The organism is Bacillus safensis FO-36b (assembly GCF_000691165.1).
In the GTDB taxonomy this organism is placed as follows: domain Bacteria; phylum Bacillota; class Bacilli; order Bacillales; family Bacillaceae; genus Bacillus; species Bacillus safensis.
The window spans coordinates 143,364-168,703 of record NZ_ASJD01000003.1 but is presented as its reverse complement, the minus strand read 5'-3'; the positions used below and the strand labels follow the sequence as shown (position 1 = coordinate 168,703).

The following is a 25,340-nucleotide window of genomic DNA, read 5'->3' as shown; positions in this document are numbered from 1 at the left end:
TTTCGTTTTGTTTGTTTTCTTCGTTCAAAATACTGCTTCCTCCTAAGACTTTCTGCTAAAAGACTTGAAACGTGAATTGAATAACTTTACTTTATCATATGTCATTTAAAAATTCACAAGACAACCATCTAATTAGATATTTTTTCCTAATTCACTGATGATTAAACAAAAAGAAGCACCGTTTTTCACGATGCTTCTCTTCTGCATTACGCTTCTTGCCTGACTGGTTTTTTCAAAATACCCAGTAAAATCGCTGTCACAACAGCACCGATTAAGATGCTGATGATATAAAGAACTGGATGATTTGTTACCCAGAAAACAAATAGTCCGCCATGCGGTGCAGGAAGCGTCACTCTAAAGAATTCCGTTAATCCGCCAGCAACTGCTGCACCAATAACAGCTGAAGGAATCACACGAAGAGGATCTGCTGCCGCAAACGGGATCGCCCCTTCAGTGATGAAGGCAGCTCCCATGAAGTAACATGTAATCCCTGCTTCACGGTCACGTTTTGAGAACTTATTTCTAAAGATCGTTGTTGCAAGTGCAATACCTAGTGGTGGTACCATTCCGCCTGCCATAATTGCAGCATGCGGTGCATAGTTGCCAGCAGCAATCATTGCAAGACCAAATGTGTAAGCCGCTTTGTTAATTGGGCCTCCCATATCAATTGCCATCATACCAGCTAAAATAATACCCATTAAGACAAGGTTTCCCGTACCTAATGATTCAAGCCAATGTGTTAATCCGTCCATCACCATTTTCACTGGTGTGTTGACAATATAATGCATGATAATGCCTGTGAAGAAAATACCGAACAATGGATACAGCAGAACCGGTTTAATCCCGTCGAGTGTCTGCGGTACGAATGTGAATACTTTTTTGAGCAGCACAACAATGTAACCTGCTAGGAAACCAGCAATCAGTCCGCCTAAGAACCCTGCACCTGCTGCTGACGCCATAAAACCACCGACCATACCTGGCGCAAAACCTGGACGATCTGCAATACTCATGGCAATAAACCCAGCTAATACAGCAACGATTAAGGCAAGCGCATTATCGCCGCCAATTCCTTTTAAGACAGCTGCAAATGAATTAAATGAAGGGTCCTTAGGATCTGCTGAGTTAATGCCCCAGAAGAATGAAATCGCAACAAGGATACCGCCTCCGACAACAAATGGAAGCATGTTACTTACACCACTCATTAAGTGCTTGTAAAATCCGCTTCTTCCTTTGCCAGATGATTCATTTTCTTCTTTAGAAGAACTGCCGCCTGAACCTTTATAAATCGGCGCATCTTGATTGATTGCTTTTTCAATTAATTCCTGTGGACGGCGAATACCAGCTGTTACAGGGACTTCAATGACATGCTTGCCTTTAAAGCGTTCCATTTCTACTTGCTTGTCCGCTGCCACAATGATGGCTGGTGCTTCTTCAATTTCTTTTGCTGTAAGGGCATGTTTAATACCGCCAGAGCCATTTGTTTCAACTTTAATGTCAACGCCCATTTCTTTTGCTTTTTCTTTCAAAGCATCTGCTGCCATAAATGTATGGGCAATGCCTGTTGGGCAAGCTGTTACTGCTAAAATTTTAGCGGGTTTTCCTTCTGCTGCCGGCTCCTCTTGAACTTCCTCTTCTTCTTCATCATCTTGATCATGTGTATTGATGATCTCAATGATTTCATCTTCAGTCGCCGCTTCAAGGAGCTGCTTTCGGATTTCTTCACGCATTAGAAGTGTGGATAAACGAGAAAGTGCCTCTAAGTGCGTGTTGTTTGCGCCTTCAGTTGCGGCAATCATAAAGACAAGATGACTCGGCTGCGCGTCTAGTGATTCATAATCAACACCAGCAGTTGAGCGGCCAAATGCAATGGCAGGCTCTTTTACACTTGCTGTTTTAGCGTGCGGGATGGCAATTCCTTCGCCAATACCAGTAGAGCTCTGTTTTTCACGATTGATCACAGCTTCTTTGTAGCCCTCTTTATCATTTAACTTGCCTGCTGTATCTAAAACAGTGACCAGCTCTTCAATGACTGCTTCTTTCTGCTGGCTGTCTAATTGAAGCTTAATGGTATGCTTCGTGAGTAGTTCTGTAATTTTCATGATGACTCCTCCTTTAAATGCGTGTGACTTTTACTTGTGGTAATAGTGTGTCAACAAGCTCTTTTGTGCCAAGCTCCTCAGAAAAGGCTGTAGCGCTTCCTGAAGTAACACCAAGCTTAAATGAATCTTCAATTGAAAGGCCTTTTGAAACGCCGGCTAAAAACCCTGCAACGACTGAATCTCCTGCTCCAACTGAATTAACGAGCGTTCCCTTTGGAACATTGGACTGATAGATTCCTTCTTTACTGAATAAAAGGGCGCCATCTCCAGCCATGGAGACGATGACATGTTCAGCACCTTGTTCTAACAGCTTTTTCCCATAAGGAATTGCTTCTTCTGCTGATGAAATACTCGTCTCAAACATTTCACCCAGTTCATGATGATTTGGCTTCATTAAGAATGGTTTCATGTCAGCTGCTTTTTTTAACGCTTCGCCAGAAATATCAAGAACAACTCTTACACCTTGCTCTTTGCAAACTTCAGCAATACGCTCATATGTGTTATGAGGTAATGAAGAAGGAATGCTGCCAGCTAAAACCACGACATCTCCTTCAGTTAATGAAGAAAATTGAGATAGAAATGACTCAAATTGCGCTTCAGTAATTGATGGGCCGAGGCCGTTGATTTCTGTCTCTTCACCTGTTTTTAGTTTCACATTAATTCTTGTATCTTCTGACACCTCGTGAAAGGCTGTTTGTAATTGTTCGTTCTGTAAAAAATCTTGAATATATTTGCCTGTAAATCCACCAATGAATCCAAGTGCTTTTGATTCAACACCGTGACGTTTTAATAGCCTTGAGACATTAATTCCTTTACCACCTGGATATTTTTGATCATAGGTTGAACGATTTAAACCGCCGACTGCAAAATCCTCCACGTGTACAATGTAATCAACTGATGGGTTTAAAGTAACTGTATAAATCATGTTTTCACTACCTTTATAACCGTTTTTTCATGGTAATTATCGAATGAATCCTCTTTTGCGTCGTTTGTGATAATGGTGGCTTCCTGTAAACTAGCAAAGGTTGAAAACGATATTTCGCCAAACTTCGAGGCATCTGATAAGATATAGGTTTTTTTCGCCTGTTTCATGGCTCTTTTTTTCATGAGTGCTTCCTCTGGATCAGGTGTTGTAAAACCCGCCTCGGGATGAATGCCGTTTGTCCCAACAAAGCTTTTGTCAAAACGATAATTTTCCATCGCTGTCAAAGCTGAGGCTCCCACCATGGCTCCTGTTCGATGTTTCACTGATCCGCCTGTCAAGTAAAAGGTAATGCCTTTTCTCATAAGTGCTTCAATGTGCATCACACCGTTAGTCACCACGACAATATCTTGATCTGGATCGATATATTCAATCATTTGCTGTGTGGTTGTACCTGCATCTAAATAAATACAGTCACCCTGTTTTAAAAGAGATGCCGCTGCCTCTGCTACCAATGACTTTTCTTGAAGGTTTTTGGCAGATTTCTCAAATACATCTGGTTCAAGGCGAATACTCGAAACCTTGGCCGCTCCTCCATGAACCCTTTTCAGAAATCCTTTTTCTTCAAGGGCTGATAAATCTCTTCTAATTGTAGATTCAGACGCATCCGTCATCATCGTTAAGTCCTGTATTTTAATGACATCATTTTCTTCTAAGCTGTCGATAATGAGTTGATGTCTTTCCGGTGTTAACATGAGAACACCCCTTTTGAAAACGTATTCATTTTGCGCGCACCTTTATTGTAATCGCTTTTTTCAACATTATCAATACAAAACAATCAAATACATTCAATAACTATCAAAATCTTTCACCATGGTCATCTTACCTTTATATGTACCATTTGTAAACTGAAAAATATGTGACATTAAGATGAAAGTCATGATATTAGCATTTCTATCATTTTTTATTTCATTCAATGGAACTAAAAAAAGCTTTTATGCGATTTGCATAAAAGCTTTTGATGGGTAATGAAGGCGAATGTAAACCGTTTGTATGCTTTTTTCTTCTCCGAATTATTCATACCTGAGCGATTCAATAGGGTCTAGTCTCGCTGCTTTATTCGCAGGAATTAACCCAAAAACAATACCAATGAGCATACTAAACAGTACGCCTCCACAAACCACTTGCCAAGATACGAGAGACGGCCAGCCGGCAAATAGTGAAACTAGCGAAGCACCGCCTAAACCAAGTGCAATTCCCATCAGCCCGCCGATGAGTGTTAAAACGACAGACTCAATTAAAAACTGAACGAGAATTTGCGCCCTTGTTGCGCCCATCGCCTTTCGAATACCGATTTCTCTTGTCCTCTCTGTCACAGAAACGAGCATAATATTCATCACACCGATGCCGCCGACAAGTAAAGAGATTCCGGCTATTGAGCCAATGATCGTTGTCATAACGGACGTTATTTGACCGATCCCTTCTGCGATTTCTTCCATATTGATCATTTCGTAAGCATCTTCTGTATGATGATTTTCATTTAATATGGCAGCCGCGCTCTTTCCTACTTCCTTCATTTGATCCGCATGTGCGACTTGAATAGACAACTTATCATATTCATTCATACCAAATGTGGAGGTGAGCATCGCAAATGGGACATATAATTCATTCATATCAAATGAAAACATCCCTTTCTGTTTTGCTAACACACCGATGACTTCAACTGGCTGTCCGTTCATCCAAATCAGTTCACCTAATGCCTTTTGTCCATTGAATAGTTCTTTTTGTAAGCCATCCGAGATGAGGGCAGCTCTTCTGCCGCTTCTAAAGTCAATATCTCTTAAATTCTTTCCTTCTGCGATTTGTAATGAATGTACATCCGTATACCCCTCATTTATGCCGTTAACTGTCGCATCAACTGTCGTATCTTGAAATCTCAGCTGCATTCCTTGTGCAGTCGAGGAAGCGACCTGCTTCACCCCATTGATTGTCCTAATGCTTTTTATGTCTTCCTCAGTAAATGAGGCTTCGAATAAAGCATTTGGATTTGCATTTAACTCTTCGTCAGAAGGCGTATATGTCATATCAATGGTATTGTTTGGACCTGAAATCGATCCTTTTAACATTTGCTCACCGCCTTGACCGATCGCCACGACTGCAATGACTGATCCAACACCAATAATAATCCCAAGCATCGTTAAAATAGAACGTAATTTATGAGCTAAAACCGAATTCAGCGCTATTTTGATATTTTCAAAGAGTTTCATTCATAGCGTCCCCTTGCATCCATCTATCTTCAACAAGCCGTCCATCTCTCACAACGACCGTACGGTTTGTATAAGCAGCTATTTCTTCTTCATGGGTGACAAGCACAATCGTTGTCCCTTCCTCATTCAGCTGTGTAAACTGTTCCATAATTGACATGCTTGTTTTTGAGTCGAGAGCACCAGTCGGTTCGTCTGCCAAAATAAGCTGAGGCTTATTGACAATCGCTCGTGCAATTGCCACCCTTTGCTTTTGTCCTCCTGACAACTCACTTGGCATATGTTTCATTCGATCTGCCAAACCAACCTTTTCAAGTGCCAATTCCGCACGTTCTTTTCTTTCCTTTTGGCTGATCCCAGCGTAAATCATCGGAAGTTCAACATTGCGTCTCGCATTTAACCTTGGCAGGAGGTGAAATTGCTGAAAAACAAATCCAATGGATTGATTTCGAATAACCGCGAGCTCTTGATCCTTTGCTGCTGACAGCTCTGTACCTTGAAAATGATATTGTCCCGTCGTCGGACGGTCTAAACAGCCAATAATATTCATTAATGTTGACTTTCCAGAGCCTGACGGGCCCATAATGGACATATACTCACCTTTTTCAATGACAAGATTCATGTCACTTAATACATCAAATGTTTCGTGTGCGACCTCATAGCTTTTTGTTACGTTGGAAAGCTGAATCATTCAGCATTCACTTCCATTCCGTCATACATGTCATCTGTTGGATGAGCAATGATTTGGTCCTCTGCCTTGACACCTTTTGTCACTTCAAGATCATGACCTGACGTTTCCCCTATGACCACTTTTACTTTTTTCAGTACATTTTCTCGAACAACATAAACGTATTGTCCATCAGTCTCTTTTTTTACTGCTGTTTCAGGAATTGTTTGCGCCTGGCGCTTATCTGTTTCAATTTCCATGATCATTTTAAAACCAGGCTTCGCCTCAGGTTTCTTCCCCTTTATTTCAACTTCAACAGGATATTGAACCGTTTGATCGCTCGAAGTTGTTTCGGCCGCAGTCTGGACAGGAACAGCACCTACTTTTTTCACGACTCCTTGCCAGCTCTTCCCGCGAATGACATCAGACGTTACCTTCACTTTTTGTTTCTTTTTGATTTTGATGGCATCATACTCTGAGATCAAACCCCGCACGATCATTTTTTTCTCATTACCAATATGGATGATCGGCTGCCTATCTTCCGGCCCCCCTGCTCCGGCCTCTTGCTCAATGGAAATCACTGTTCCATCAATTTTACTATGTACGGTTAAATCTTCTATTTGCGCCTTTACTTTTTCTTGGCTGATCTTTGCTTGCTTTTGTTCTAATTCAGCCGCTTTCAGTTCTAATTGAAGCTGATCTCGCTCGCTTTTGGCATTAGCGTCAGAACCGCCTGCTTTTTTCTCATCTAATTCACTCAGCCTATTTTGCAATTGTTCCAATTTTAATGTACTTGACTCAGCGGCTAATGCTTGCTGCTGCTCCTCAAGCTCCAGTTCCTTGTTTTCATATGTAAGAAGCGGCGTTCCAGCCTTTACCTTTTCCCCTTCTTTCACAGCAATTCCCTTCAATTTCCCCTTTTCCTCTTCTTCATAGATGAACTGCTCTTCAGAGAATGAAAGTGTCCCGGGTGTCATCACCGTAGATGTGATTTCTTTCGGCGTGAGTTTGACTGTTTTAATCGCTGCTGTAGAAACAGGCTTTGCTTGGTTTTTCGCAATATTAAATCCAATAAATAGTCCAATCACAATAATTAAAATAGATCCGATGATGATTTTCTTTCTCATAAAAACATTCTACCCCCAGCTTACTGATATGTTAATTGCTGTTCCTACATATTGAAAAATTAACGATAAGATATAAAAGACGCCTATAATCACCCAAGAAATTCTCGGTGATATACGCCCAACTTGGATGAATAAAAAGCCTGTTAAAACAAGATTCCAGATCACAAATAGATCGATATTGGCTAACACCGCATGCCATGGACCAGAAATTCGAATGAGTGCGTTTAACGAAGTAACCGTGACATCTTTTGGAACATGAAAAAGGATTACTGCCAAATGAGAAATAATCGTCCCAATGATCGTAACGGGTGTAATGAACAGAACCGCTGAAAACAGCTGCCGAAATGATGCATCACCTTTCGCTAAAAATACGATGAACTTATATATAGCAGCATTGATGACAATCCCAAATACCAGACCAATGAGCGTCACCACATAAACAACAGGTACCGGCAAACTTAAATCTGCCCACATTCCCTTATTTACGAGCTCAGACAAATAAGTCACAACAACTGTTAAAATAAGCACACAAGATAAAGGCCACCAAACAACTGGATTTTCCCATACTCTTTTCAGGTGCTCTGATGGTCTTGTGCTCACTCCAATGATCGTAGGTTTTTGCATGTTTTTTTTCACCAAATGTCATCCTCTCTATGTCAAGCAAATATGCAAACGCACAATGACGCTCTTTTTCTTTCTATTTTATCAAAAGATTGCCAATAAATGATCGATCATTTGATTTTCTTATTTTCGTTGAGAAAAAATTTTATCTATTATTCTATTTTCACGAATGAAACCCTTCAAATGACCCCATGATCCGACCATATTCATATCAAGAATCGTGCTTTTACTGACTTAAAAACATTTTATTAAGTAAACAATATGTCTTTCGGAATAAATATCCTTTTCTTTTGGATTCGCATGGTCTTAGATAGACACAACAATTTTTTGTTAAAATAATCCTAGTAATTTGGACAAATCCCGGCTTTATAGGACTATGATTGGTTTCTTTTACAGAACAAATAAGTCTTTAGTATCAATACTTTCATATTAAAAAATTAAAAATAAAGGGATTTTACTTGATCAAAAGTTATTTTTTCATATAATGTAAAATAGAGGTAGGTTAAATGATAGTGGAAATGGAGTCAAGTGAATGTTAAGAGAAAAATTGAAAATGCAATTGATTTTACTGTATGAAAAGGAACAAGAAGCATGGCAATACTTTCGAAAGGAAAGAGAATCGATTTATCATGAGCTCAAATTACTTGATATGAAAGAAAGCAGACCTTCTAACGACAAAATATACTACGCTGCAAGATGTGTAGATATTATCAAAGAGAAAAAGGGAAGCATTGTGAGCACAAAAGAATTAAAGGAACAGCTTCAAGCCCAAACAGATTTCAATGTGAGACGAATCAGCGAATTGTATGATCTCATTCAGCAGCTCGATCCTCACATTTCTAAAGCAAGAAGGGGATGTTTTATTTACGAAGATCATACCCAAGTACCTCTACAAACTTTTCACACATAAAAAATTGGTTACAGCCGGGCGGCCATAACCAAATCCTCTAATATCTATTATCCACCACTTACAGGAGGAATGAGTGCAACAGTGTCCCCGCTACGCACTTCAGCATTTTCCCTCGTATATATTTCGTTGACTGCAACCATTACATTTTGTGCAGCATCAACACCATATACCTCCTGTAATTCTATTTTAATCTCATCAACCGTTGTTTGTTCTTTTTGAATGATGATTTGTTGTTTCCCGGCCTTCTCAGCAAGGCCGGCGAACAATAACACATTAATCATGCTGATCACCTTCTTTCTCTGCAAGTTGAAGATGGCTAGGTTTACCTTCTGGATATGAAACCGTTTCAAGCTGATTACCTATCCAGGCCTCTCCATCTTCCCAATATTCTTTTTTCCAAATAGGAACGATTTCCTTGATTCGTTCAATAGCATATTCATTGGCTTCGTAGGCAGCCTTCCTATGAGGAGAAGAAACGGCGATCGCAACAGCAATATCCGTTATCTCAAGTGTTCCAATACGGTGCACAATCGCTGCTTCAGTGTCAGGCCACCGATTCTTCATTTCTTGTCCAATCTGCCTTAGCATGCTTTCCGCCATTGGTATGTATGCTTCGTACGTTAAACGCAATGTTTTCTTGCCGTTTGTCCATTCTCTGACCGTCCCGATAAACGTTGTAATCGCTCCTGCCTTTCGTCTTGTCACATGCTGAATCAATTCGTTTACCTCAATCGGTGTTTTTGTTATTTTAAAAAGTTCGCTCAAAACGTGCCGCCTCCCTTCAATAAGTGAAAAGCAAATGTCATCCCGCGCTTATCAAAAGATGAAAACACAGGAAACGGGTAATTTTCGGTTAATGGATCCTCTTGAGAAAAATAAATAGCTGCTTGTATATTAGAAAGAGTTGAAAGGTCAATAAGCTCCTCTTCATTCTTTACACAAACGATTTTGCGATAAGTCGCCTGTTTGTACCCCTCTATGAGCACTGCGTCTAACGGAAGATGCTGACACATGCTGAGCAACTGCTCTAACGTGATGTGCTGCATCGAAAAGTGAAATTCACCCTCTCCTTCCACACCTGCGGCATATGCCCCTGCTTGTACATATCGATCGGTATCTTTTTCTTTGAAAAGACGATCTGGTGTCCCGCCATGTCCATGGTGTTTAAAGCAGCCTAGCTTCAGCCCTTCACGTTCAGCCAGCTGACAGAGCTTTTCGATCAACGTGGTCTTGCCGCTATTTTGATAACCGACCAGCTGTAATATGCTTAATTTGTCATCCAGCACGAGGAACCACCGCCTTTGTGCTGAAACAGCAGAACAGCAACTTGATCACCTGCTTGAAAACCTCTTGTTCCCCCAGGCAGCACGATGAAACAATTAGCCTCTGCAATAGAGGTCACTGCACTTGATTTATCAAGACCTGTCGGAGTCACACTGATGTGACTGCCAGTGAATTGAAGGGCAGCCCTGACAAAACGAGTAAACGGATTGGCTTTTGGAAAATCATGTGTGAGTTTCGCCTCAGCAAAAGCGGGAAATGGATTTTCTTTCATATACCATTTATAGATGATCGGCTTCACAAATAATTCAAAGCCCACAAAACAGGCAGCAGGATTTCCGGACAGCCCAAACAGCAATTGACCATTTGGCATTGCAGCCACAGTCGTCACACTTCCAGGTCTCATGGCTACTTTATTAAACAGCACCTTGGCTCCCAGTTTTTCATAAATGGCAGGCAGAAAGTCAAAATCGCCCACTGACACACCGCCTGTTGTGATCAGAATGTCTACCTTGCTCATGGCTGCTTTTACTGCATGATAACTTTTGTCAAAGTCATCGGAGACTCCGCCTAAATCAAGCGGCTCAGCTCCGGCCTCAAGTACTTGCGCATAGACCATACTAAGATTACTATTTCTAATCTTGCCGTCCACCATGGCATCACTTACTTGAAGAAGCTCTGTGCCTGTTGAGATAATGCCAATCACCGGTTTTTTGACAACTGGCACTACCGCATATCCGAATGTCGCCAATAGAGCCGTGACGCCAGGAGTGACATCTGTTCCTTTGTTGACCATCACGTTTCCTTTGAGTACCTCTTCTCCTTGACGAGAAATATTGTCTCCCTTTTTCAGCGGTCTTTTCAGTGACATGAATGATTTGCCGCCTTTTTCAAAAGTCTTCGTCAGTTCAATCATGATAACGACATTTGCGCCATTTGGAATTTTTGCTCCTGTCATAATACGAATGGCCTGAAAGGGACCGATGGTTTTTGCTGAGACCATTCCTGCACCAATATGATCAATGACTTCGAATTCAACTGGATGCTCGCTTGATGCTTCTTTTGTATCTTCTGCCCGAAGTGCAAAGCCATCATACGGAGAACGATCAAATGCCGGAACATCATGGTCTGCCAAAATATCTTCTGCAATAAACCGTCCAAGGCTGTCCTTTAAAGGGACCCATTCTATTTCTCCATGTTTTTCGTATTGGTGGACTTTCTTTATGGCCTCTTCTACTTGTATTGGCTGCCGTCTTTCCATCACACTTCACTCCTATATCCCTAGCAGTCTTGCTAGTAATGAATTGGCTTCTTTTTCATCATTTGTTCCATGGATTAATGCACGTCCCCCTTTGAAACAGACCATTCGGTAGTTTTCGTAGCGTACATGGATTAAGAAGTCGTTTACTTCCACCTCACATATAGATGAGAGCCGCTCTTTTATATGCTGAAATGATAGTTTTGCTAAATCCTTTGATACAATTTGAACGGTGTCACGTCCACAAAGCACCGTGGATTTTTTACGCTGGTCATGTAAATAAGGATAGGTTCTTGCCGTGCCGCAAGTTGGACAGTCTTTCTGCTTCGTGCGAGATAAATCCATTTTAAAGGATGTAGACTGCCAAAGATCAAACGTGACAAATTTCCGCTCGATTTGCTCTTCATGACCTGTTAAATATTTGAGTGCCTCTGTTTGCTGATAAGCAGAAACCATTTGAACGGCAGGTGAAATAATCCCCGCTGTGTCGCACGTCAAGCCGCCAACAGGCATTGCCGTGAACACACATGATAAACATGGCGTTTTATCCGGCAATATGGCCATATACATCCCCTGACTGCTCACACAAGCGCCATATATCCACGGCGTCTTCGTTTCTAGTGATAAATCATTCATCACCATTCTTGTCTCAAAATTATCTGTTGCATCAATGACGATATCTGCTCTCTGGAATAACGGCCTTAACAGCGCCGCCCCTGCATCTTCAATTAGGGCGTGAATCGTCACTTCATGATTGATCTGCTCGAGACGTTTTTTTGCCGCAGCTGCTTTTGGCACATGTGCCTTTGCATCATGTTCCGTGTACAGCTGCTGCCGCTGTAAATTTGAAAATTCCACATAATCACGATCGACAATCGTAAGCGTACCGATGCCAGACCGAACAAGTCCTTCCGCAGAGGCGGTACCAAGAGCACCGGCTCCAACGATCAGAACATGACTTTCAGCCAGCCCATGCTGTCCTTTTTCCCCAACCGGAGGGAACAAGATTTGTCTTGAATATCGGTCATTCAATGCTGCTCTCTCCTTACCGTTTTTATGTATCATATCATACCGTTTTCAGGTAAATCGCTTCTTTTATTGATATTACGAAATTCGTTTGATGTCACGTTCAGTTCTTCCTCTGAAACGATGCGCACTTGAAGCTTTTGAAGCAAATCTTTAATGGCTAATTGATTCTCTTTTAAACACGCGCGAATAAACGGAAGAGAGCGGCGGTGATAAAGCGCAAACAAAGGCTGTAATCTGCCCTCAACAAGCGGAATGATGGCGTCTGTGTGCTCGCTGCAATAAGACGATAACACTTCCGCTGTTTCCTTCCGGATGAAAGGCATGTCACATGCCGTTACTAAATACCATTCTGCCTTTTGCTTTTGCATCGCCGTGTATATGCCGGCAAGCGGTCCGCATCCGCGCACCTCTTCATCATCTAACCACACACTTTGTTCACCTCTTGCTTTGAAAAAAGGAAGAAGCGACGGATGGCTGATGATAACCGTCTGCCCTCCTAAAAGCTGCTCTTTCACATGCTCATATAATGGTTTCCCTTGATACATATGACTTGCCTTTGGCTCTCCAAAGCGTCTGGAAGCTCCTCCAGCTAAAATTACATTCACTACGTGCATCCTCTAAGTCCTCCTTTGATATGGTTGTTCTAATCGCACTCCTTTCGCATACTTTATTGGTAACATGAATAAGGAGGGTCTATCGATGAACAGGCGCCATGCTTCTCCCCTATTCCATGATTTATCTCAAGAGAATTTATACTTAAAAGCTGAAACTGCCAAATATCAACAAATGATCTCTGATTTACAGTCCTCATATACGTATTCTAAAAATAAGAAGTTAACTCAAGAATATCATGAGATGAAAAAGGATTTCACGACATTAAAACAACAATTGGATGAAATGACCAATGATCAACACGATGCTGCCTCAAAAATACAGGAACTCTCCTACAGCAAATCAGAATTATTACATAAAATGGTCCTCCTCCATGAGATGCTGCAAAAGGAAACCTATCATAGAAGAAAAGAAACAGAAGAAAAACACAGGCTGCATTTGAAAGTTGTCAAATATAAAGAAATCTCTCAACAATTAAATGAACAGATAGAGGATCAAGATAAACGACTTGCAAAAGAGGAGAAAAAAGGAAATACTTTATCCGCAGTGATTGAGAAGCTACAGCAAACATTGGGCAATAAAAACGCAGAGCTCCATGTATTACAGGAAGGCGTCAGACATCTTCAAGAGCGTTTTTATGAAACACAGGAGAAATTACTGCAAATTGAAAAAGCAAAAGAAGCGATTTTTTACGAAACACTCACAAGCTATCAAAAACAGTTAGCAGAAAGCGAAGAATGGATCGCATCTCATTTTGCTGATATTGACCAGTCAGCACAAACAAATGCACAGCCATTCTCACGAGACCGCATCCTGCAAACGACAGAAGAAATCGAACCGATCTTGAAGAAACTCAACGAACAAGTTCAAACACTTCAGGAACAAGTCGATGCAGTGCAGCATAATGGAGAGGTCATGACAGTCAAAATCGACAGCTTCAAAAAACAGCGTGATCACCTGCCCAAGGAACGCAAAATTGTCTATACAGTTGATCAAAAGAAATAATTCTCAAAATAAAAAACTGCTGGATTTTTATGCCCAGCAGTTTTTTATTTATTCGTCTTCTGTTTGAATGTCGCCTTCTAAAATATACTGTCCGCGATAAGGCTTCTTCACTTCAGGGTACATTTTAATTAAGCTTTGCATAAACGTTGTCATATTTGGGATTTCAAGACCGCTCTCTTTTTCAATCTCTTTTTGAAGCTCTGAGCTTTTAATCGCTGCATTATGACGCTTTAACGTTTTAATCGCAGCTTCACGAAGCTTCGCTGCCTTAGAGCCAGGACGAGCTGTGCCTCTTCTGCGTCTTGTCGATCCTTCCGGAATACCTACAGGCGCACCGTTTAGCTGTCCTGTTCCTAAAGATGATGATTGTGGTTGTGCCGGCTGCTGGTAGCTTCTCATTTCTTGCGCAGCAAGCTCAGCTAATACAGGCAGTGAATCCGTCTTTCTCTCTGTACGTACTTCTTTTTTTGTATCTGACACTAGACCTGTTCCTTGACGGTCTAATTCTCTTAATTTTGCATAAATCGCATCTCGCTCAATTTGGTATTCACGGATGACCTTTACTTCTGCCTCGTTTAATTGTTCCAATCGTAAACGTAACGCTTCCCTCTCATTAAACAATGGATTTCCCCCTCATCATATAAAAAATATTCTATAGTAAATATTAGATTAGAAAACTAATTTTATCAACTATTTTTTTATCATTTTACAGTTTGCTAACAGATAGGTATTTTCAACTAAAATTTTGCCAAAGAGGAAAAATCGGCACCCATTTCATTGCCACTATAGGCTTTTGACAAACCTTAAAATATTGTAAAAAAATTGAATAAACGCTTATACTACTTGATTTATATAGTTATTTACCTAACTGAAATTTCTTTTGTGCAAAAACGTTCTGAATAGTAAAAAGTTAAAATCTTTACATTTTCATTTCAAAACAAAAATGTAAATAGGTCGTTATACCTTTTTGTTTCAGGGATATTTTTTAATAAACTCCCTCATTTTCTCTTTTCTTAGGAATAACACCTACATAAAAACTCATCCGAAGCCATATGCTTCCTAATTTTGTCCATGAAAAAACCCCCATTTATGGGGGAAAAGCTTATTCTGCAGCCTTTTCAGACTCAGAAAGCACTCGATTGACACGTTTTTCAAGCATTTTCATTCCGCTTCCGCCGGCTTGGAAGTGGCGCAAAGCACCTGTTTTATCAAATACATAATATGCCGGTACATATTCGTTTTCAAAGGCTTCTGTTAAGTGATGATCACTGTCCACAAAGATTGGCTGCGTGATTTCATGCTCTTTCGCAACTTCTTTGATTTTTTCTAGATCTAGGTCATCCTCTGAACGAGGCATATGAACTGCCACAACGTTTAGTTGATCCTTGTATTCATCACGGAATTGATTGACTTGAGGCATTGCCTCTTTACAAAGATGACAGCTGACTGACCAGAAATGAATCAATGTTGGTTTGTCACCAATCAAATCTTCTTTTGTTACTTCTCCATTTAACCATTCTTTTGCACCAGTTAGTTCTGGCATTGGTTGACGTAATTTCATTATGAAGCGCCTCCATCCATTGTATGTGTCGAAACAAAAAGGTCTAACATCAGTTAGACCCTCCTGTTTCTTCAGTTATCAATTAAAGTGTTTTTTGACCAGGTTTCCAGTTCGCTGGGCAAAGTCCACCAGTTTGTAATGCTTGAAGAACACGTAATGTCTCATCTACATCACGACCGATATTGTTGTGGAATACTGTTTGGTATTGTAGTTCGCCTTCTGGGTTAATGATGAATAAACCGCGAAGAGCAATTCCTTCTTCTTCAATTAAAACGCCGTATTCTCTAGATACTGTGTGGTTAGTATCAGCAGCTAACGGGTATTTTAATTCACCTAGACCATTATCTTTACGGTCTGTATTGATCCAAGCAAGATGCGTGTGGATTGTATCAGTAGATACACCAATGATTTCTGCATCTAAATCTTCGAACTCGTCATAACGATCGCTCATTGCTGTAATTTCAGTTGGGCAAACAAATGTGAAATCCATTGGATAGAAGAAAAGAACTGTCCATTTGTCATTCTTCATGTTTTCCTCTAAACTTACTTTACCAAATTCCTTGTTAGCAAGTACTGCTTCCATTTCAAAACGTGGAGCTTGTTTTCCTACAAAACGCTCTGCCATATGTAAATCCCTCCAAAAAATAATATCTTTATACAGTCTTCTTAGCTGTATATAAAATGAGAATCAAAACTTAAAATTCTCATTTAGTTAATAACTTCACAATTACAATTATAATACTTATGCGATTTTTAGTCAATATTAATTAATAATAAATTTAATTAACGATTTGTCACAATTCCTGCTCTACTTATCAAAAGTTTAACATGACTTGCATAAGGGAACAAATGATTAGCTTCTCTTTTAGAGCATACATAGAAAGGTTTTGAAGATTATGAGAGCATTTCAACAAGTAGATTGGGTTTCCATTATCCTCAATAGCAGTATGATTTTGCTAAAACTAGTCGCCATCTTTGCCATTTACTTTATCATCAGAGCCATAGGAAACAAGATGATTAAGCGCGCCTATTCAACATTCGCTGAAAAGCATGAGGTCTCTTTATCAAGAGCTCAGACACTGCAAAGTTTGACGTTAAATATTTTCGCCTACTTATTGATTTTTATTCTAGTTGTGATGATCCTCGACTTATTTCATTATAACCCGACCGCTTTACTGGCAGGTGCGGGCGTTGTGGGACTTGCGATCGGCTTTGGCGCTCAAGGGTTAGTGAGTGATATTGTGACTGGATTCTTTATATTATTGGAAAAACAATTTGATGTAGGAGAATATATAACGGTCGCTGGCTTCGATGGGATCGTCGAACAAATTGGCCTAAGAACCACGCAGCTTCGAAGCTTTGACGGCACCCTTCATTTCATTCCAAATCGCAGCATACTGAATGTGAGCAATCATTCAAGAGGGACGATGCAGGCACTCGTTGATATTGAGCTGTCACCGGATGAAAATGTGGATCAGATGATCACAGCCCTCCAAGCTGCCTGTGATGAGGTACGAGAGGAAACTCCTCAAATTATCGAAGGTCCTCAAGTTGTCGGCGTAGAGGCGTTCGGTTCCTCTTCCCTTGTGCTGCGCATCATAGCGAAAACTGAAACAATGGAGCAATGGCGAGTGGAACGAATCTTGCGCAAAAAAATGAAAGAAGTACTCGATATAGAAAAAGAGCAAAAAGAACCGGGATCATAATCTACCGGTTCTTTTTCTTGTTTCATTGAACACGCTGTTCTACTTCTTGGCAAATTTCATCAGCCGTCATACCTGATGCTGTAATAACAGATGCCTTTGTTGTTGTGTCTGAAATGCCAAGAACATTTGAATCTAGTCCTGTGACGACATAACAGTCACACTGATCCATTTGCTGTTCATTTTGAATACGTACGACATCATACCCTTTTTGCTTCAATAGTTCTTCTACATCGGATAAAGATTGTTCTACACCAATTCTTGTCATAATCAAGAACACCTCCTGTTCATAAGGTGTACAGGAGGCAGCTCGATTATTCATTCCCCAGCTTGCTTTTTAAAATAAGCCGTCATGACATTCACAGCTGTTTCAATCGCGTTTTCATCAGGCTGGAGCTTTGCATGGTGCAGGCCGTATTCTGAATCGACCCCTAACCAAAACATGAAGCCGGGATATTTTTTCAGCATGTAGCCAAAATCTTCTCCTGTCATGGCTTCTCTGCATTCAATCACATTTGCTAGCCCTTCTTCGGCTACATATGACATAAATTCCTCTGTCAAATCCTTTGAATTGTCCACTTCGTAATAAGATGAAGGGTATTGAACGGTTGCCTTGCATTCGTAGCCAATTTCAACGCCTTTTGCCAATGCTTCAATTCGCTTTCTCACCTTGTCCATAGACTCTGGGGATAGTGTGCGAATGGTACCGTCAAGCTTTGCATGCTGCGCAATAATATTTTGAGCCGTTCCACCGGTAATTGTACCGACTGTAATGACCGCACTATCAAGGGGATCGACATTACGCGAAATGACCGATTGCAGCTGACCTACAAGTGCACTTGCGGCAACAACCATATCATTTGCTAAATGAGGATATGCAGCGTGTCCGCCTTTTCCTTCAAGCTCAATCACAAGCTCACTCGTATTGGCAAATAACAAACCAGGCTTCGTAGCAATTGTTCCAACAGGATATTCAGGTGCGATATGCAGCGCTGTAATAAAGTCTGGTGTCCATTTTTTCAATACATCACTTGCAAGCATCGGTTCAGCTCCGCCTGGCCCTTCTTCTGCCGGCTGGAAGATAAATAATACGTCTTCTTTGATCGGTTCATGAACGAAATGATCAATGATACCAAGTGCAATGGTCATATGAAGGTCATGTCCACATGCATGCATCTTTCCTTCATGCACAGATTCAAATGGATACCCTGTTTCCTCAGGAATAGACAGACCGTCCATATCTGCACGATAAGCAAATACGCGCGTTGGGTTTGTTCCCTTCACTTTCACAAAAAGCCCAGTTCGCCACGTTTCAATCTCAACTCGATCTTTTGAATAGGTGCTAAGGTGCTGAATGAGATACGCTTGAGTTTTAAATTCTTGGAAACCAAGCTCAGGGATTTGGTGTAAATCTCTTCGAATTGATATTAATTGCTCACGATTTAACAAGTGAACTCACTTCCTTTCTTCTATACGAATAAGACGTGGATATCTCATCCACGTCTTTGTCTTCAGCTGCGAATTATATAATTAAAGCTGACGCAGTTCTTGTTTGATTTCAGTCTTACCTTTTGTTTTCTCATCAATGTCTTTGATTTTCTTAGCAGGTGTACCTGCTACAACTGTGTAAGGCTCTACATCGTTTACAACGATCGCACCAGCAGCTACTACTGCACCTTTACCAATTGTCACTCCTTCTAGAACAACAGCGTTCGCACCGATGACAACGTCATCTTCTACAACAACTGGTTTAGCAGACGGCGGCTCAATGACACCTGCAAGAACAGATCCAGCACCGATATGACAGTTCTTACCTACTGTCGCACGGCCGCCAAGCACCACGTTCATGTCAATCATCGTACCTTCGCCAATCACAGAACCGATATTAATTGAAGCACCCATCATAATGACTGCATTATCACCGATTTCAACTTGGTCACGAATGATTGCCCCTGGCTCAATACGGGCTTTAATGTTTTTCAAATCTAACATCGGAATTGCAGAGTTGCGGCGGTCATTTTCCACGACAACATCTTCAATTTTATCTTTGTTAGATGCTAGCGCTTCTTGAATTTCGCTCCACTCACCGAAAACAACTCCAGTGTTTCCTGTGATGAATGTTTTTGCATGTTCACCAAACTCAATACCTTCTAAGTCTCCTTTGATATAGACTTTGACAGGTGTTGATTTTGTACTATTTTGAATAAATGAAATAATTTCATTAGCGTCCATTTGTTTCATGTATGTATGTCCTCCTCTTAATTTATACTTCATTACTGTACCAAAGGAGTGTTTTAATGACAAGTGTTAGAGTCATCTCCGCAATGGAAAATAAAACAAGCGGGACCGATTATCCCGCTTCTTGCTGGTGAAGCTGAACAAATTGTCTGCCAAAAGAAATTAATTCGTCTTCTTCCTCCCCTTCTGGATTCAGCTCAATCTTAACTGAAGGCAGGACAATGTCACCGCCAAGCTCCTTCACTTTTTCTTCAATTAGGTCAACAGCTCCGCAAAAATGTTCGTAAGATGTATCGCCAGAACCAAATACTGCAAATGCTTTACCCGTTAAATCAAGGTCATCCATTTCTTCATATAAATCAATAAAATCATCCGGAAGATCGCCATCTCCCCATGTATACGCCCCTAACATAATGTGCGAGTAATCATTGAGCAGCTCGGCATCAATATCCATCGCTTCATGCCGGTCTACGCTGGCTCCTGCTTCCGTTAACCCTTTTTCAATTAAATCTGCCATCGCTTCTGTATTTCCAGACATCGTGGCATATACCAATAAAACCTTTTCTGTCACTTTTACTTCCTCCTTATCAATGAATCAATGCAGGCTCCTCATATGGCCTGACAAACTTACTTTCATATAAACCCGCACAGAAAAAGTTTTCGTTTTGATTGGCTACACGAAAACCATGTCCTTTGATCGTATCAAACCATTTGAGCTCTTTTTGCTCAATATCAAGCTGATACACTTTAGAAAATCCGTGTTCGTCTTGTGAGGTGGTCACATACACAATGCCATTATCCTCTGACACATCCAAAAATGATTCTTCTCTAGCAAAGGCCTGTGATTGAATATCATGCAGAATATTTGTATGTAAATCTAAAATTTGAACAGATCCTTTTTTGCCTTTTTTTGAACCTAACGCACAAACAAGAAGATGTTCATGACAGAGCAGCATAGAAGCTGTCATGCGGTGCTCCTCTCTGTTTAGAAGAAAAATCTGTTCACTTTGCAAGTCATACACCCATATTCCTCCGTGAACCTCATGAATCTGTGTTCCAATATAAAGATGGTCACCTGCAGCACATAAAGAACGAATGACCGGCGGATGATTCACATGAGCAAATGGCTTCATAATTTCCCAGGAAATTCCGAAATCATTTGACACATAGATACTATGTTTTCCATGCGCACATACAAACCCATCTTTGCGTCCTGTAATAGACCAAACGACTGCATTTGTTGGGAATGAAGATAACGCCCATGTGTTGCCTTCATCTCCTGATCTAATTACTGTGCCATTTTCACCAACACCGAATAAATAAGGGCCAATATAGCTGATCGCATGGATTTTATGCTTGAGCTTAAATAGCTGCTGCCATCCGCTCTCCACACTATAGTGAAAAATGCCTTCACGTTTTACAGCAACAAAGTATCCACCACTTTTAGATGCTGCAACGGCTGTTGCTCCTTTATGAAACATGATTTTCAACTCGTTTCTCAGACAAAGCAGCCCACGTTAAAAAGCTCGCTGCAAATTCCTGACAGCACGCCACATCTTCATCTGTATCCGGTGCAAGCTCCATTTTTAATGTTTCAGGAAAAACGGATGCACCCGTTGATTTCAACATGTCATGGAATGTATGGACAGCCTCGCAAAACTTCGGATAGCTGTAATCACCCGATCCAAAGACAGCTGCTTTAATGTGGCTAAGTTCAAGAGTAGAGACCTCTTCATAAAAATCCTCTGCTTCATAAGGCAAATCTCCATCACCCCATGTATAAGAACCAATGAATACGTAATCGTATGAGGAAAGGTCTTCTGCATTCGTATCATCAAATTCCATCATCTCTGTATCGATCCCTTTTCCTTCAAGTGTTTGCTTTAAGATCGCTGCCATATCTTCCGTATTTCCAGACATACTCGCAAATGCAATTAGTGCTTTCATCTATCGGTCACCTCATCTAAATGATAATCATTTTCAATTATTATATGTACACTTTAAATGATAATGATTTTCATTGTCAAATGATTTCATAAAAAAAAGTACCTCCCTATTCCAAGAAGGTACTTACACCGCATCATTTTCAAGCATTTCTTTAACCACACCGACAAAAGCTTGCACCTGTTTTAGCTGAAAAGACGCTTCATAGCCTAGCAGCCATGTGTCACGGCCGATTTGCTCTCCATTCACATCAACAAGCGGTGTTTTATAAACACTTTTTTCGTGGTCATATAAGGTAACAGAAGGCAAAATGGCGTAGCCGATGCCGTGGTAGGCCATTTGTTTACATGTTTCAATTTGGTCCACGAGAATCGTCTGCTTTGGAGACACTTTAAATTTTTGGTGCCACCAGTGCTGGATTTCCTGATAATACGTGCTGTCGCTTTTAAATTGGATAAATGGCCGCTCCGTCTTGATTAATTCATCTACGTCCTTGATCACGGAATCGACTAAATATAAATGATCTGTCATCAAGTATTCCTTTGTCCCCTTCCAATCAGGGTTACCGCGAATGATTCCTATGTGCACGTGATCTTCATACAAGCTTTTGAGCATTTCACTGCTCCAGCCAGTAACGAGTGATACTTTGGCATTTGGATATTTTTCAACATACCGTTTTAACACCTTTGGTAGCCAGTGCTGTCCAATAATCGACGCCACCGCAAGCTTGAGTGTACCGTGAATATCACCCTCAAGTTCATCAATTCGCTCTCTCACTCGATCCTGTTCAACCGTCACCTCTTTTGCAAATTGAATAATCTGTTCACCTGCCGAAGTCACAGTCAGCCCCTTTTGTGAACGAAAAAAGATTTTGGTTCCCCATTCCTTTTCGATCGTCTGCAATCTTTGAGATAATGCAGGCTGAGAGACAAAGAGCCGCTCTGAAGCCTTTCTCATATTCAATTCTTCACTTAGCACAACAAGCATATGTAACTCCTGAAGCTGCATGGGCGTCCCCTTTCTCTCTATAAGTTTTTCTTATTCTATATGCTCATTATATAAATTTTAACTTATGAAGGCAAAAAAAATAAGCTGGGCTGCAGCTCATTTTTTCGCGGAATGAATGACCTCATTTAAGCGCTTTAATACAACTCGTCGTGTAAAAATGCCCTCAAAAACCTGCTCCTCATTTTCTACACAAACAAATCCATTATTCGTCACAGCGTGAACGCCTTTTAGTACAGGATCTGTTGTTTTAAGTCTCGGAATATCCGTCAGCATGACCTCTTCAACCTTCAACTGGTCCAGCTTCTCGAATTCGATACGTTCTAAACCGAAGATTTTATCCATAATCATATTCGTTCCAATTAACCCGTGTAAATGATAAGAAGCGTCTAATACCGGTATGGCTGTATATCCTGTTTTTGTTAGAACCAATAGGGCATGCTCAAGATTATTTCCAATTTGAACATGTGCCACCTTATCTGCATCAATCATATGCTCGGCTACTGTTGACTCAAGCAATTGAGTCGGTTCTATCTCTATCATGTTTCTTCGACCCCTTTTCTCTCAATCATCAATCATACATTCCCCTTTACCATTAAGCATAAACTAAAACGAAATTTGTCGAAAGATTTTTTCTGCATAAAAAAGATACTCAGCCCCCGAGTATCTAATAGAATGTTAAATCAATATTAATTCTCAAACCTTACTCTGTCATACAATGTGATCAATTGCTTATACGTATTGTCGTCGACATTTTTTGTTCCACATTCTATATCATTGATCTCACTGCTTAGTAATTCGACAGCATATTCCTGATTCAGCAATACGTTTAATAATAGCTTTTTCTCTTCTTCATTAAAACGATTTTCGATGACGCTCATTCAACATCAGGCCCCCTGTTTCATATATGCTTTTATATTGATTAGCAGGCTTTTGAATGTCTGCTTCCTCTCTATACAGCTAGAATAAGGAACTAGAATCGAATCGTCAACCGCACGTTTCGACAAGGTTTGGAGAAAAATGACGGAATTTATTTTGTGTATCGATTGGCATAGCAAAATGCTGCATATGAGTCGGGTTTTATTTTTGCTTCAATTCCCATAGCTGTGATCATTCCGGTCATTTCCTGAATCAGCTCTTTCGTACTTCCTTTTTTGCCAATATCCAGATGGGCTTCAAAACGAAGGTCTGCCCCTTCCTCAGCAAACGGAAGAAGCAAATCCATCAGTTCTGTTAAAGGCCCCTCAAGGATGTCTGCACATACCTTTTGGCTAAACGCTGTCTCTAATGAAATTTTTTCTCTAAGACTTTGCACGGCTCTCTCGATCACTTGTTGTGTGAGACAACCCCAAGCTCCTTTGCCAATCCGGTGGAGATGAATTGCAGTCATAAATGTTGTGACATTTTGATTGACCTGAGAGTCCGTACCAATTGATAACACATAGGCGGATCTAGGGTCTTTTCGAATAAAGTCTTTCATTCTCATGACGACATCAGAAAACGCTAAATGATCTTCAGAAAGATTGTAGAAAAAAGAATCACTCACAGAAAGGAACTCCTTTTTAATGGTCTCTTATCCGAAAAATGCGCTGATTGATCATCTTCCATTTGTACATCTCATCTATGATGATCCATGTATGCTGCCGCAATAAACGAAGGAATCCTCAGAAAAAACATTTCATACGATTCAGCTTAGGATTGTAGAAGCTCAAAAATCTCAATCGAAATCATATCAATGTTGTCAAATGGGAAAGTATTTGGCTTATCCCCTTGTTGAAAAACAGTCAATTCAAACGTTTGATTCTTTTCGAAATACTTAACACTACAGATTTTCTCACCGTTCACTTCGAAATAACGCTGTGCCGGCTCGTTTGCAGCTTCTGCTGTCTCTTGAAGACTTTGCAGCCTTGTAATGATACCCATTAATTGTGACATTCTAAAAAAAGACTCCTTTCAAAAAAACAACTCAAGATGAACCCGTATTGATTATACACAAGTCCTACAAAGCATCATACCATAAAGTGTTCTCAGATGATATTTTTCCTCTTGAATTCAAAAAAAGAAAAAGAATCTGTTTTTTTAGTTTGAGTCTTTTTTCTCATCTCATGCACCATGATTTTTATAAACCGGCAGATCTCATCAGCCGTTTCGCAATTTCATCAAAATCTTCTTTAGAAATCCCCGGAGCAAACTCTTCTGGCAATTCTCTATAATCTGGCACAGGTGCTCCTTGCGGGGTGCCCTCAATGACTGTCAGCGGCTTTCCATCAATCGGGTGGCTGCCTTTCCAAATTTTATTGATATCCTTGTAATCCGTATCACTAAATGTGTACAGCTTTGTATGAACATTCTGGTCTTCAAATTTCCTCGCTGAATCAAAGTATTTGTTGTCGAGATTTGGGATTGGCAGCATTTTCCCTAAATCTACTCCTGTAGCGACTTCAAGTGCCTTTGCATATGCCACAATATGCACGCCGCCCCTGACAAGTAAATAACCGATCATCTCTCTTGCTGTAGGATGGTCCGTCATTTCATATACACGCATTTTGTGCGTACGAGCTCCGCATTCAAGAAAGAAATTATGGAGGAGATCAAGAATGAGGTTGCCACTTGAGAACACATTCTCTCCGGTCCAAGGTTTTGCCATTGAATCAAACGGATAGCCTGTTTGGGCTGTTTGAATAAAATGCTGTGTATTTCGTTTATCGACAGCTGCCTTCATCGGCGTCGTATCTGGATCCCCGCCATGGGTGGTTCCTGTAATCATGAGATTGATGGCTGTGGTTACGAGCTCGACATGACCGAATTCTTCAGCCGTAATACTGGATACGAGGTCATAAAACGGTTTGAGTTTTCGTTTTCCTCTAAAGTTAAAGGATTGAAACATGTAATTATTTAATGTGGACATTTCACCGAATTTCCCGCCGAGTAATTCTTGCACAGCAGCGGCACCATTTGCATCTGGGTGATCTGGTCTTGGCAAATCAATGAGCAGCCGCATGTCACGTTTGATCATGATGTTTCCCTCCTACCGTCTAACTATCATCACTTAAGATGTATGGAGAGTTTGGGCTGTCCTATGCATGAAGGGAAA

Annotated in this window: 31 protein-coding genes; 3 read left to right on the top strand and 28 right to left on the bottom strand. The window is 40.6% G+C overall.

Annotated features, from left to right (window positions below; all coding sequences use genetic code 11):
- Positions 1-206 precede the first annotated feature (206 nt).
- The 7 genes from BA81_RS08730 to yknW all read right to left on the bottom strand — a co-directional run bounded on the left by BA81_RS08730 (position 207) and on the right by yknW (position 7,703).
- Complete coding sequence (locus BA81_RS08730; RefSeq protein WP_024424741.1) at positions 207-2,099, bottom strand: PTS fructose transporter subunit IIABC; 1,893 nt, start codon at positions 2,097-2,099, stop codon at positions 207-209.
- Positions 2,100-2,112: 13 nt separating this feature from the next.
- Complete coding sequence (pfkB, locus tag BA81_RS08725) at positions 2,113-3,024, bottom strand: 1-phosphofructokinase (protein ID WP_034281616.1); 912 nt, start codon at positions 3,022-3,024, stop codon at positions 2,113-2,115.
- Entirely contained in the window at positions 3,021-3,776 is a 756-nt protein-coding gene (locus BA81_RS08720) for a DeoR/GlpR family DNA-binding transcription regulator (protein ID WP_034281614.1), read from the bottom strand. The genes pfkB and BA81_RS08720 overlap by 4 nt, the downstream gene beginning before the upstream one ends.
- A 318-nt stretch (positions 3,777-4,094) precedes the next feature.
- Complete coding sequence (locus BA81_RS08715; protein ID WP_034281613.1) at positions 4,095-5,288, bottom strand: ABC transporter permease; 1,194 nt, start codon at positions 5,286-5,288, stop codon at positions 4,095-4,097.
- Positions 5,275-5,976 carry an ABC transporter ATP-binding protein gene (locus BA81_RS08710; RefSeq protein ID WP_034281612.1) on the bottom strand — a complete coding sequence of 234 codons (702 nt, stop codon included), beginning with the start codon at positions 5,974-5,976 and terminating at the stop codon, positions 5,275-5,277. The genes BA81_RS08715 and BA81_RS08710 overlap by 14 nt, the downstream gene beginning before the upstream one ends.
- Positions 5,973-7,079, bottom strand: a complete 1,107-nt coding sequence (locus BA81_RS08705; RefSeq protein WP_034281611.1) for an efflux RND transporter periplasmic adaptor subunit — start codon at positions 7,077-7,079, stop codon at positions 5,973-5,975. The genes BA81_RS08710 and BA81_RS08705 overlap by 4 nt, the downstream gene beginning before the upstream one ends.
- Before the next feature lie 9 nt (positions 7,080-7,088).
- Entirely contained in the window at positions 7,089-7,703 is a 615-nt protein-coding gene (gene yknW, locus BA81_RS08700) for a YknW family membrane protein (RefSeq protein WP_240491037.1), read from the bottom strand.
- Between the two features lie 529 nt (positions 7,704-8,232).
- Between yknW and BA81_RS08695 the strand changes: the two genes are divergently transcribed.
- Positions 8,233-8,610, top strand: a complete 378-nt coding sequence (locus tag BA81_RS08695; protein ID WP_034281609.1) for a Rok-like winged helix domain-containing protein — start codon at positions 8,233-8,235, stop codon at positions 8,608-8,610.
- Positions 8,611-8,657: 47 nt separating this feature from the next.
- Here BA81_RS08695 and moaD read toward each other — a convergent pair whose 3' ends face one another.
- From moaD to BA81_RS08665, 6 genes are read right to left on the bottom strand one after another with little or no spacing between them, the layout of a single operon-like run.
- Positions 8,658-8,891, bottom strand: coding sequence for a molybdopterin converting factor subunit 1 (moaD, locus tag BA81_RS08690; protein WP_034281607.1), 234 nt, complete (start codon positions 8,889-8,891; stop codon positions 8,658-8,660).
- The gene (locus tag BA81_RS08685) at positions 8,884-9,375 is read right to left on the bottom strand and encodes a molybdenum cofactor biosynthesis protein MoaE (RefSeq protein ID WP_034281605.1); all 492 of its coding nucleotides are present in this window, start codon (positions 9,373-9,375) and stop codon (positions 8,884-8,886) included. Before BA81_RS08685 ends, moaD begins: the two co-directional genes overlap by 8 nt.
- Positions 9,372-9,896 (bottom strand): molybdopterin-guanine dinucleotide biosynthesis protein B, encoded by a 525-nt coding sequence (mobB, locus tag BA81_RS08680; RefSeq protein ID WP_034281948.1) that lies wholly within the window; start codon positions 9,894-9,896, stop codon positions 9,372-9,374. The genes BA81_RS08685 and mobB overlap by 4 nt, the downstream gene beginning before the upstream one ends.
- The gene (locus BA81_RS08675; RefSeq protein ID WP_034281604.1) at positions 9,878-11,155 is read right to left on the bottom strand and encodes a molybdopterin molybdotransferase MoeA; all 1,278 of its coding nucleotides are present in this window, start codon (positions 11,153-11,155) and stop codon (positions 9,878-9,880) included. The genes mobB and BA81_RS08675 overlap by 19 nt, the downstream gene beginning before the upstream one ends.
- A 9-nt stretch (positions 11,156-11,164) precedes the next feature.
- Positions 11,165-12,181, bottom strand: a complete 1,017-nt coding sequence (locus BA81_RS08670; RefSeq protein WP_034281603.1) for a thiazole biosynthesis adenylyltransferase ThiF — start codon at positions 12,179-12,181, stop codon at positions 11,165-11,167.
- A 29-nt stretch (positions 12,182-12,210) separates the two neighbouring features.
- The gene (locus BA81_RS08665; RefSeq protein ID WP_034281602.1) at positions 12,211-12,792 is read right to left on the bottom strand and encodes a molybdenum cofactor guanylyltransferase; all 582 of its coding nucleotides are present in this window, start codon (positions 12,790-12,792) and stop codon (positions 12,211-12,213) included.
- A gap of 85 nt (positions 12,793-12,877) precedes the next feature.
- On the opposite strand from BA81_RS08665, the gene BA81_RS08660 reads away from it, so the two are divergent.
- On the top strand, positions 12,878-13,795 hold the full coding sequence (locus tag BA81_RS08660; protein ID WP_034281601.1) for a coiled-coil domain-containing protein: 918 nt from the start codon (positions 12,878-12,880) through the stop codon (positions 13,793-13,795).
- A 48-nt stretch (positions 13,796-13,843) separates the two neighbouring features.
- On the opposite strand, the gene rok is transcribed toward BA81_RS08660, so the two are convergent.
- The 3 genes from rok to ahpA all read right to left on the bottom strand — a co-directional run bounded on the left by rok (position 13,844) and on the right by ahpA (position 15,981).
- Positions 13,844-14,416: a transcriptional regulator Rok gene (rok, locus tag BA81_RS08655; protein ID WP_024426871.1), complete on the bottom strand. Its 573-nt coding sequence runs from the start codon at positions 14,414-14,416 to the stop codon at positions 13,844-13,846.
- Positions 14,417-14,897: 481 nt separating this feature from the next.
- Positions 14,898-15,356: a TlpA family protein disulfide reductase gene (locus BA81_RS08650; protein ID WP_024424727.1), complete on the bottom strand. Its 459-nt coding sequence runs from the start codon at positions 15,354-15,356 to the stop codon at positions 14,898-14,900.
- Positions 15,357-15,438: 82 nt separating this feature from the next.
- Positions 15,439-15,981, bottom strand: coding sequence for a biofilm-specific peroxidase AhpA (gene ahpA, locus BA81_RS08645; protein WP_003211758.1), 543 nt, complete (start codon positions 15,979-15,981; stop codon positions 15,439-15,441).
- A gap of 271 nt (positions 15,982-16,252) precedes the next feature.
- Here ahpA and BA81_RS08640 point away from each other — a divergent pair, with 271 nt between their 5' ends.
- On the top strand, positions 16,253-17,062 hold the full coding sequence (locus BA81_RS08640) for a mechanosensitive ion channel family protein (protein ID WP_024424726.1): 810 nt from the start codon (positions 16,253-16,255) through the stop codon (positions 17,060-17,062).
- Between the two features lie 22 nt (positions 17,063-17,084).
- Here BA81_RS08640 and BA81_RS08635 read toward each other — a convergent pair whose 3' ends face one another.
- The 12 genes from BA81_RS08635 to BA81_RS08580 all read right to left on the bottom strand — a co-directional run bounded on the left by BA81_RS08635 (position 17,085) and on the right by BA81_RS08580 (position 25,262).
- On the bottom strand, positions 17,085-17,327 hold the full coding sequence (locus tag BA81_RS08635; protein WP_024424725.1) for a YkuS family protein: 243 nt from the start codon (positions 17,325-17,327) through the stop codon (positions 17,085-17,087).
- Between the two features lie 50 nt (positions 17,328-17,377).
- Positions 17,378-18,508, bottom strand: a complete 1,131-nt coding sequence (locus BA81_RS08630; RefSeq protein WP_034281599.1) for an N-acetyldiaminopimelate deacetylase — start codon at positions 18,506-18,508, stop codon at positions 17,378-17,380.
- An 81-nt stretch (positions 18,509-18,589) separates the two neighbouring features.
- Positions 18,590-19,300 (bottom strand): 2,3,4,5-tetrahydropyridine-2,6-dicarboxylate N-acetyltransferase, encoded by a 711-nt coding sequence (gene dapD, locus BA81_RS08625; protein ID WP_008347987.1) that lies wholly within the window; start codon positions 19,298-19,300, stop codon positions 18,590-18,592.
- A gap of 109 nt (positions 19,301-19,409) precedes the next feature.
- A complete protein-coding gene (locus BA81_RS08620; protein WP_080701188.1) occupies positions 19,410-19,868 on the bottom strand; it encodes a flavodoxin in 459 nt (152 codons plus the stop codon).
- A 16-nt stretch (positions 19,869-19,884) separates the two neighbouring features.
- Positions 19,885-20,778, bottom strand: a complete 894-nt coding sequence (locus BA81_RS08615; protein WP_034281596.1) for a WD40/YVTN/BNR-like repeat-containing protein — start codon at positions 20,776-20,778, stop codon at positions 19,885-19,887.
- Complete coding sequence (locus BA81_RS08610; RefSeq protein ID WP_024426866.1) at positions 20,768-21,244, bottom strand: flavodoxin; 477 nt, start codon at positions 21,242-21,244, stop codon at positions 20,768-20,770. The genes BA81_RS08615 and BA81_RS08610 overlap by 11 nt, the downstream gene beginning before the upstream one ends.
- A 123-nt stretch (positions 21,245-21,367) precedes the next feature.
- Positions 21,368-22,249: a transcriptional regulator CcpC gene (gene ccpC, locus BA81_RS08605; protein ID WP_024424721.1), complete on the bottom strand. Its 882-nt coding sequence runs from the start codon at positions 22,247-22,249 to the stop codon at positions 21,368-21,370.
- Positions 22,250-22,345: 96 nt separating this feature from the next.
- Positions 22,346-22,789, bottom strand: coding sequence for a cyclic-di-AMP-binding protein CbpB (gene cbpB / locus BA81_RS08600; RefSeq protein ID WP_034281593.1), 444 nt, complete (start codon positions 22,787-22,789; stop codon positions 22,346-22,348).
- Positions 22,790-22,935: 146 nt separating this feature from the next.
- The gene (gene abbA / locus BA81_RS08595) at positions 22,936-23,127 is read right to left on the bottom strand and encodes an antirepressor AbbA (RefSeq protein ID WP_003210802.1); all 192 of its coding nucleotides are present in this window, start codon (positions 23,125-23,127) and stop codon (positions 22,936-22,938) included.
- A gap of 149 nt (positions 23,128-23,276) precedes the next feature.
- Positions 23,277-23,792 (bottom strand): ribonuclease H-like YkuK family protein, encoded by a 516-nt coding sequence (locus BA81_RS08590; RefSeq protein ID WP_034281591.1) that lies wholly within the window; start codon positions 23,790-23,792, stop codon positions 23,277-23,279.
- A gap of 146 nt (positions 23,793-23,938) precedes the next feature.
- Positions 23,939-24,181, bottom strand: a complete 243-nt coding sequence (locus BA81_RS08585; RefSeq protein WP_003212254.1) for a YkuJ family protein — start codon at positions 24,179-24,181, stop codon at positions 23,939-23,941.
- Positions 24,182-24,365: 184 nt separating this feature from the next.
- On the bottom strand, positions 24,366-25,262 hold the full coding sequence (locus BA81_RS08580) for a manganese catalase family protein (protein WP_034281589.1): 897 nt from the start codon (positions 25,260-25,262) through the stop codon (positions 24,366-24,368).
- Positions 25,263-25,340 lie beyond the last annotated feature (78 nt).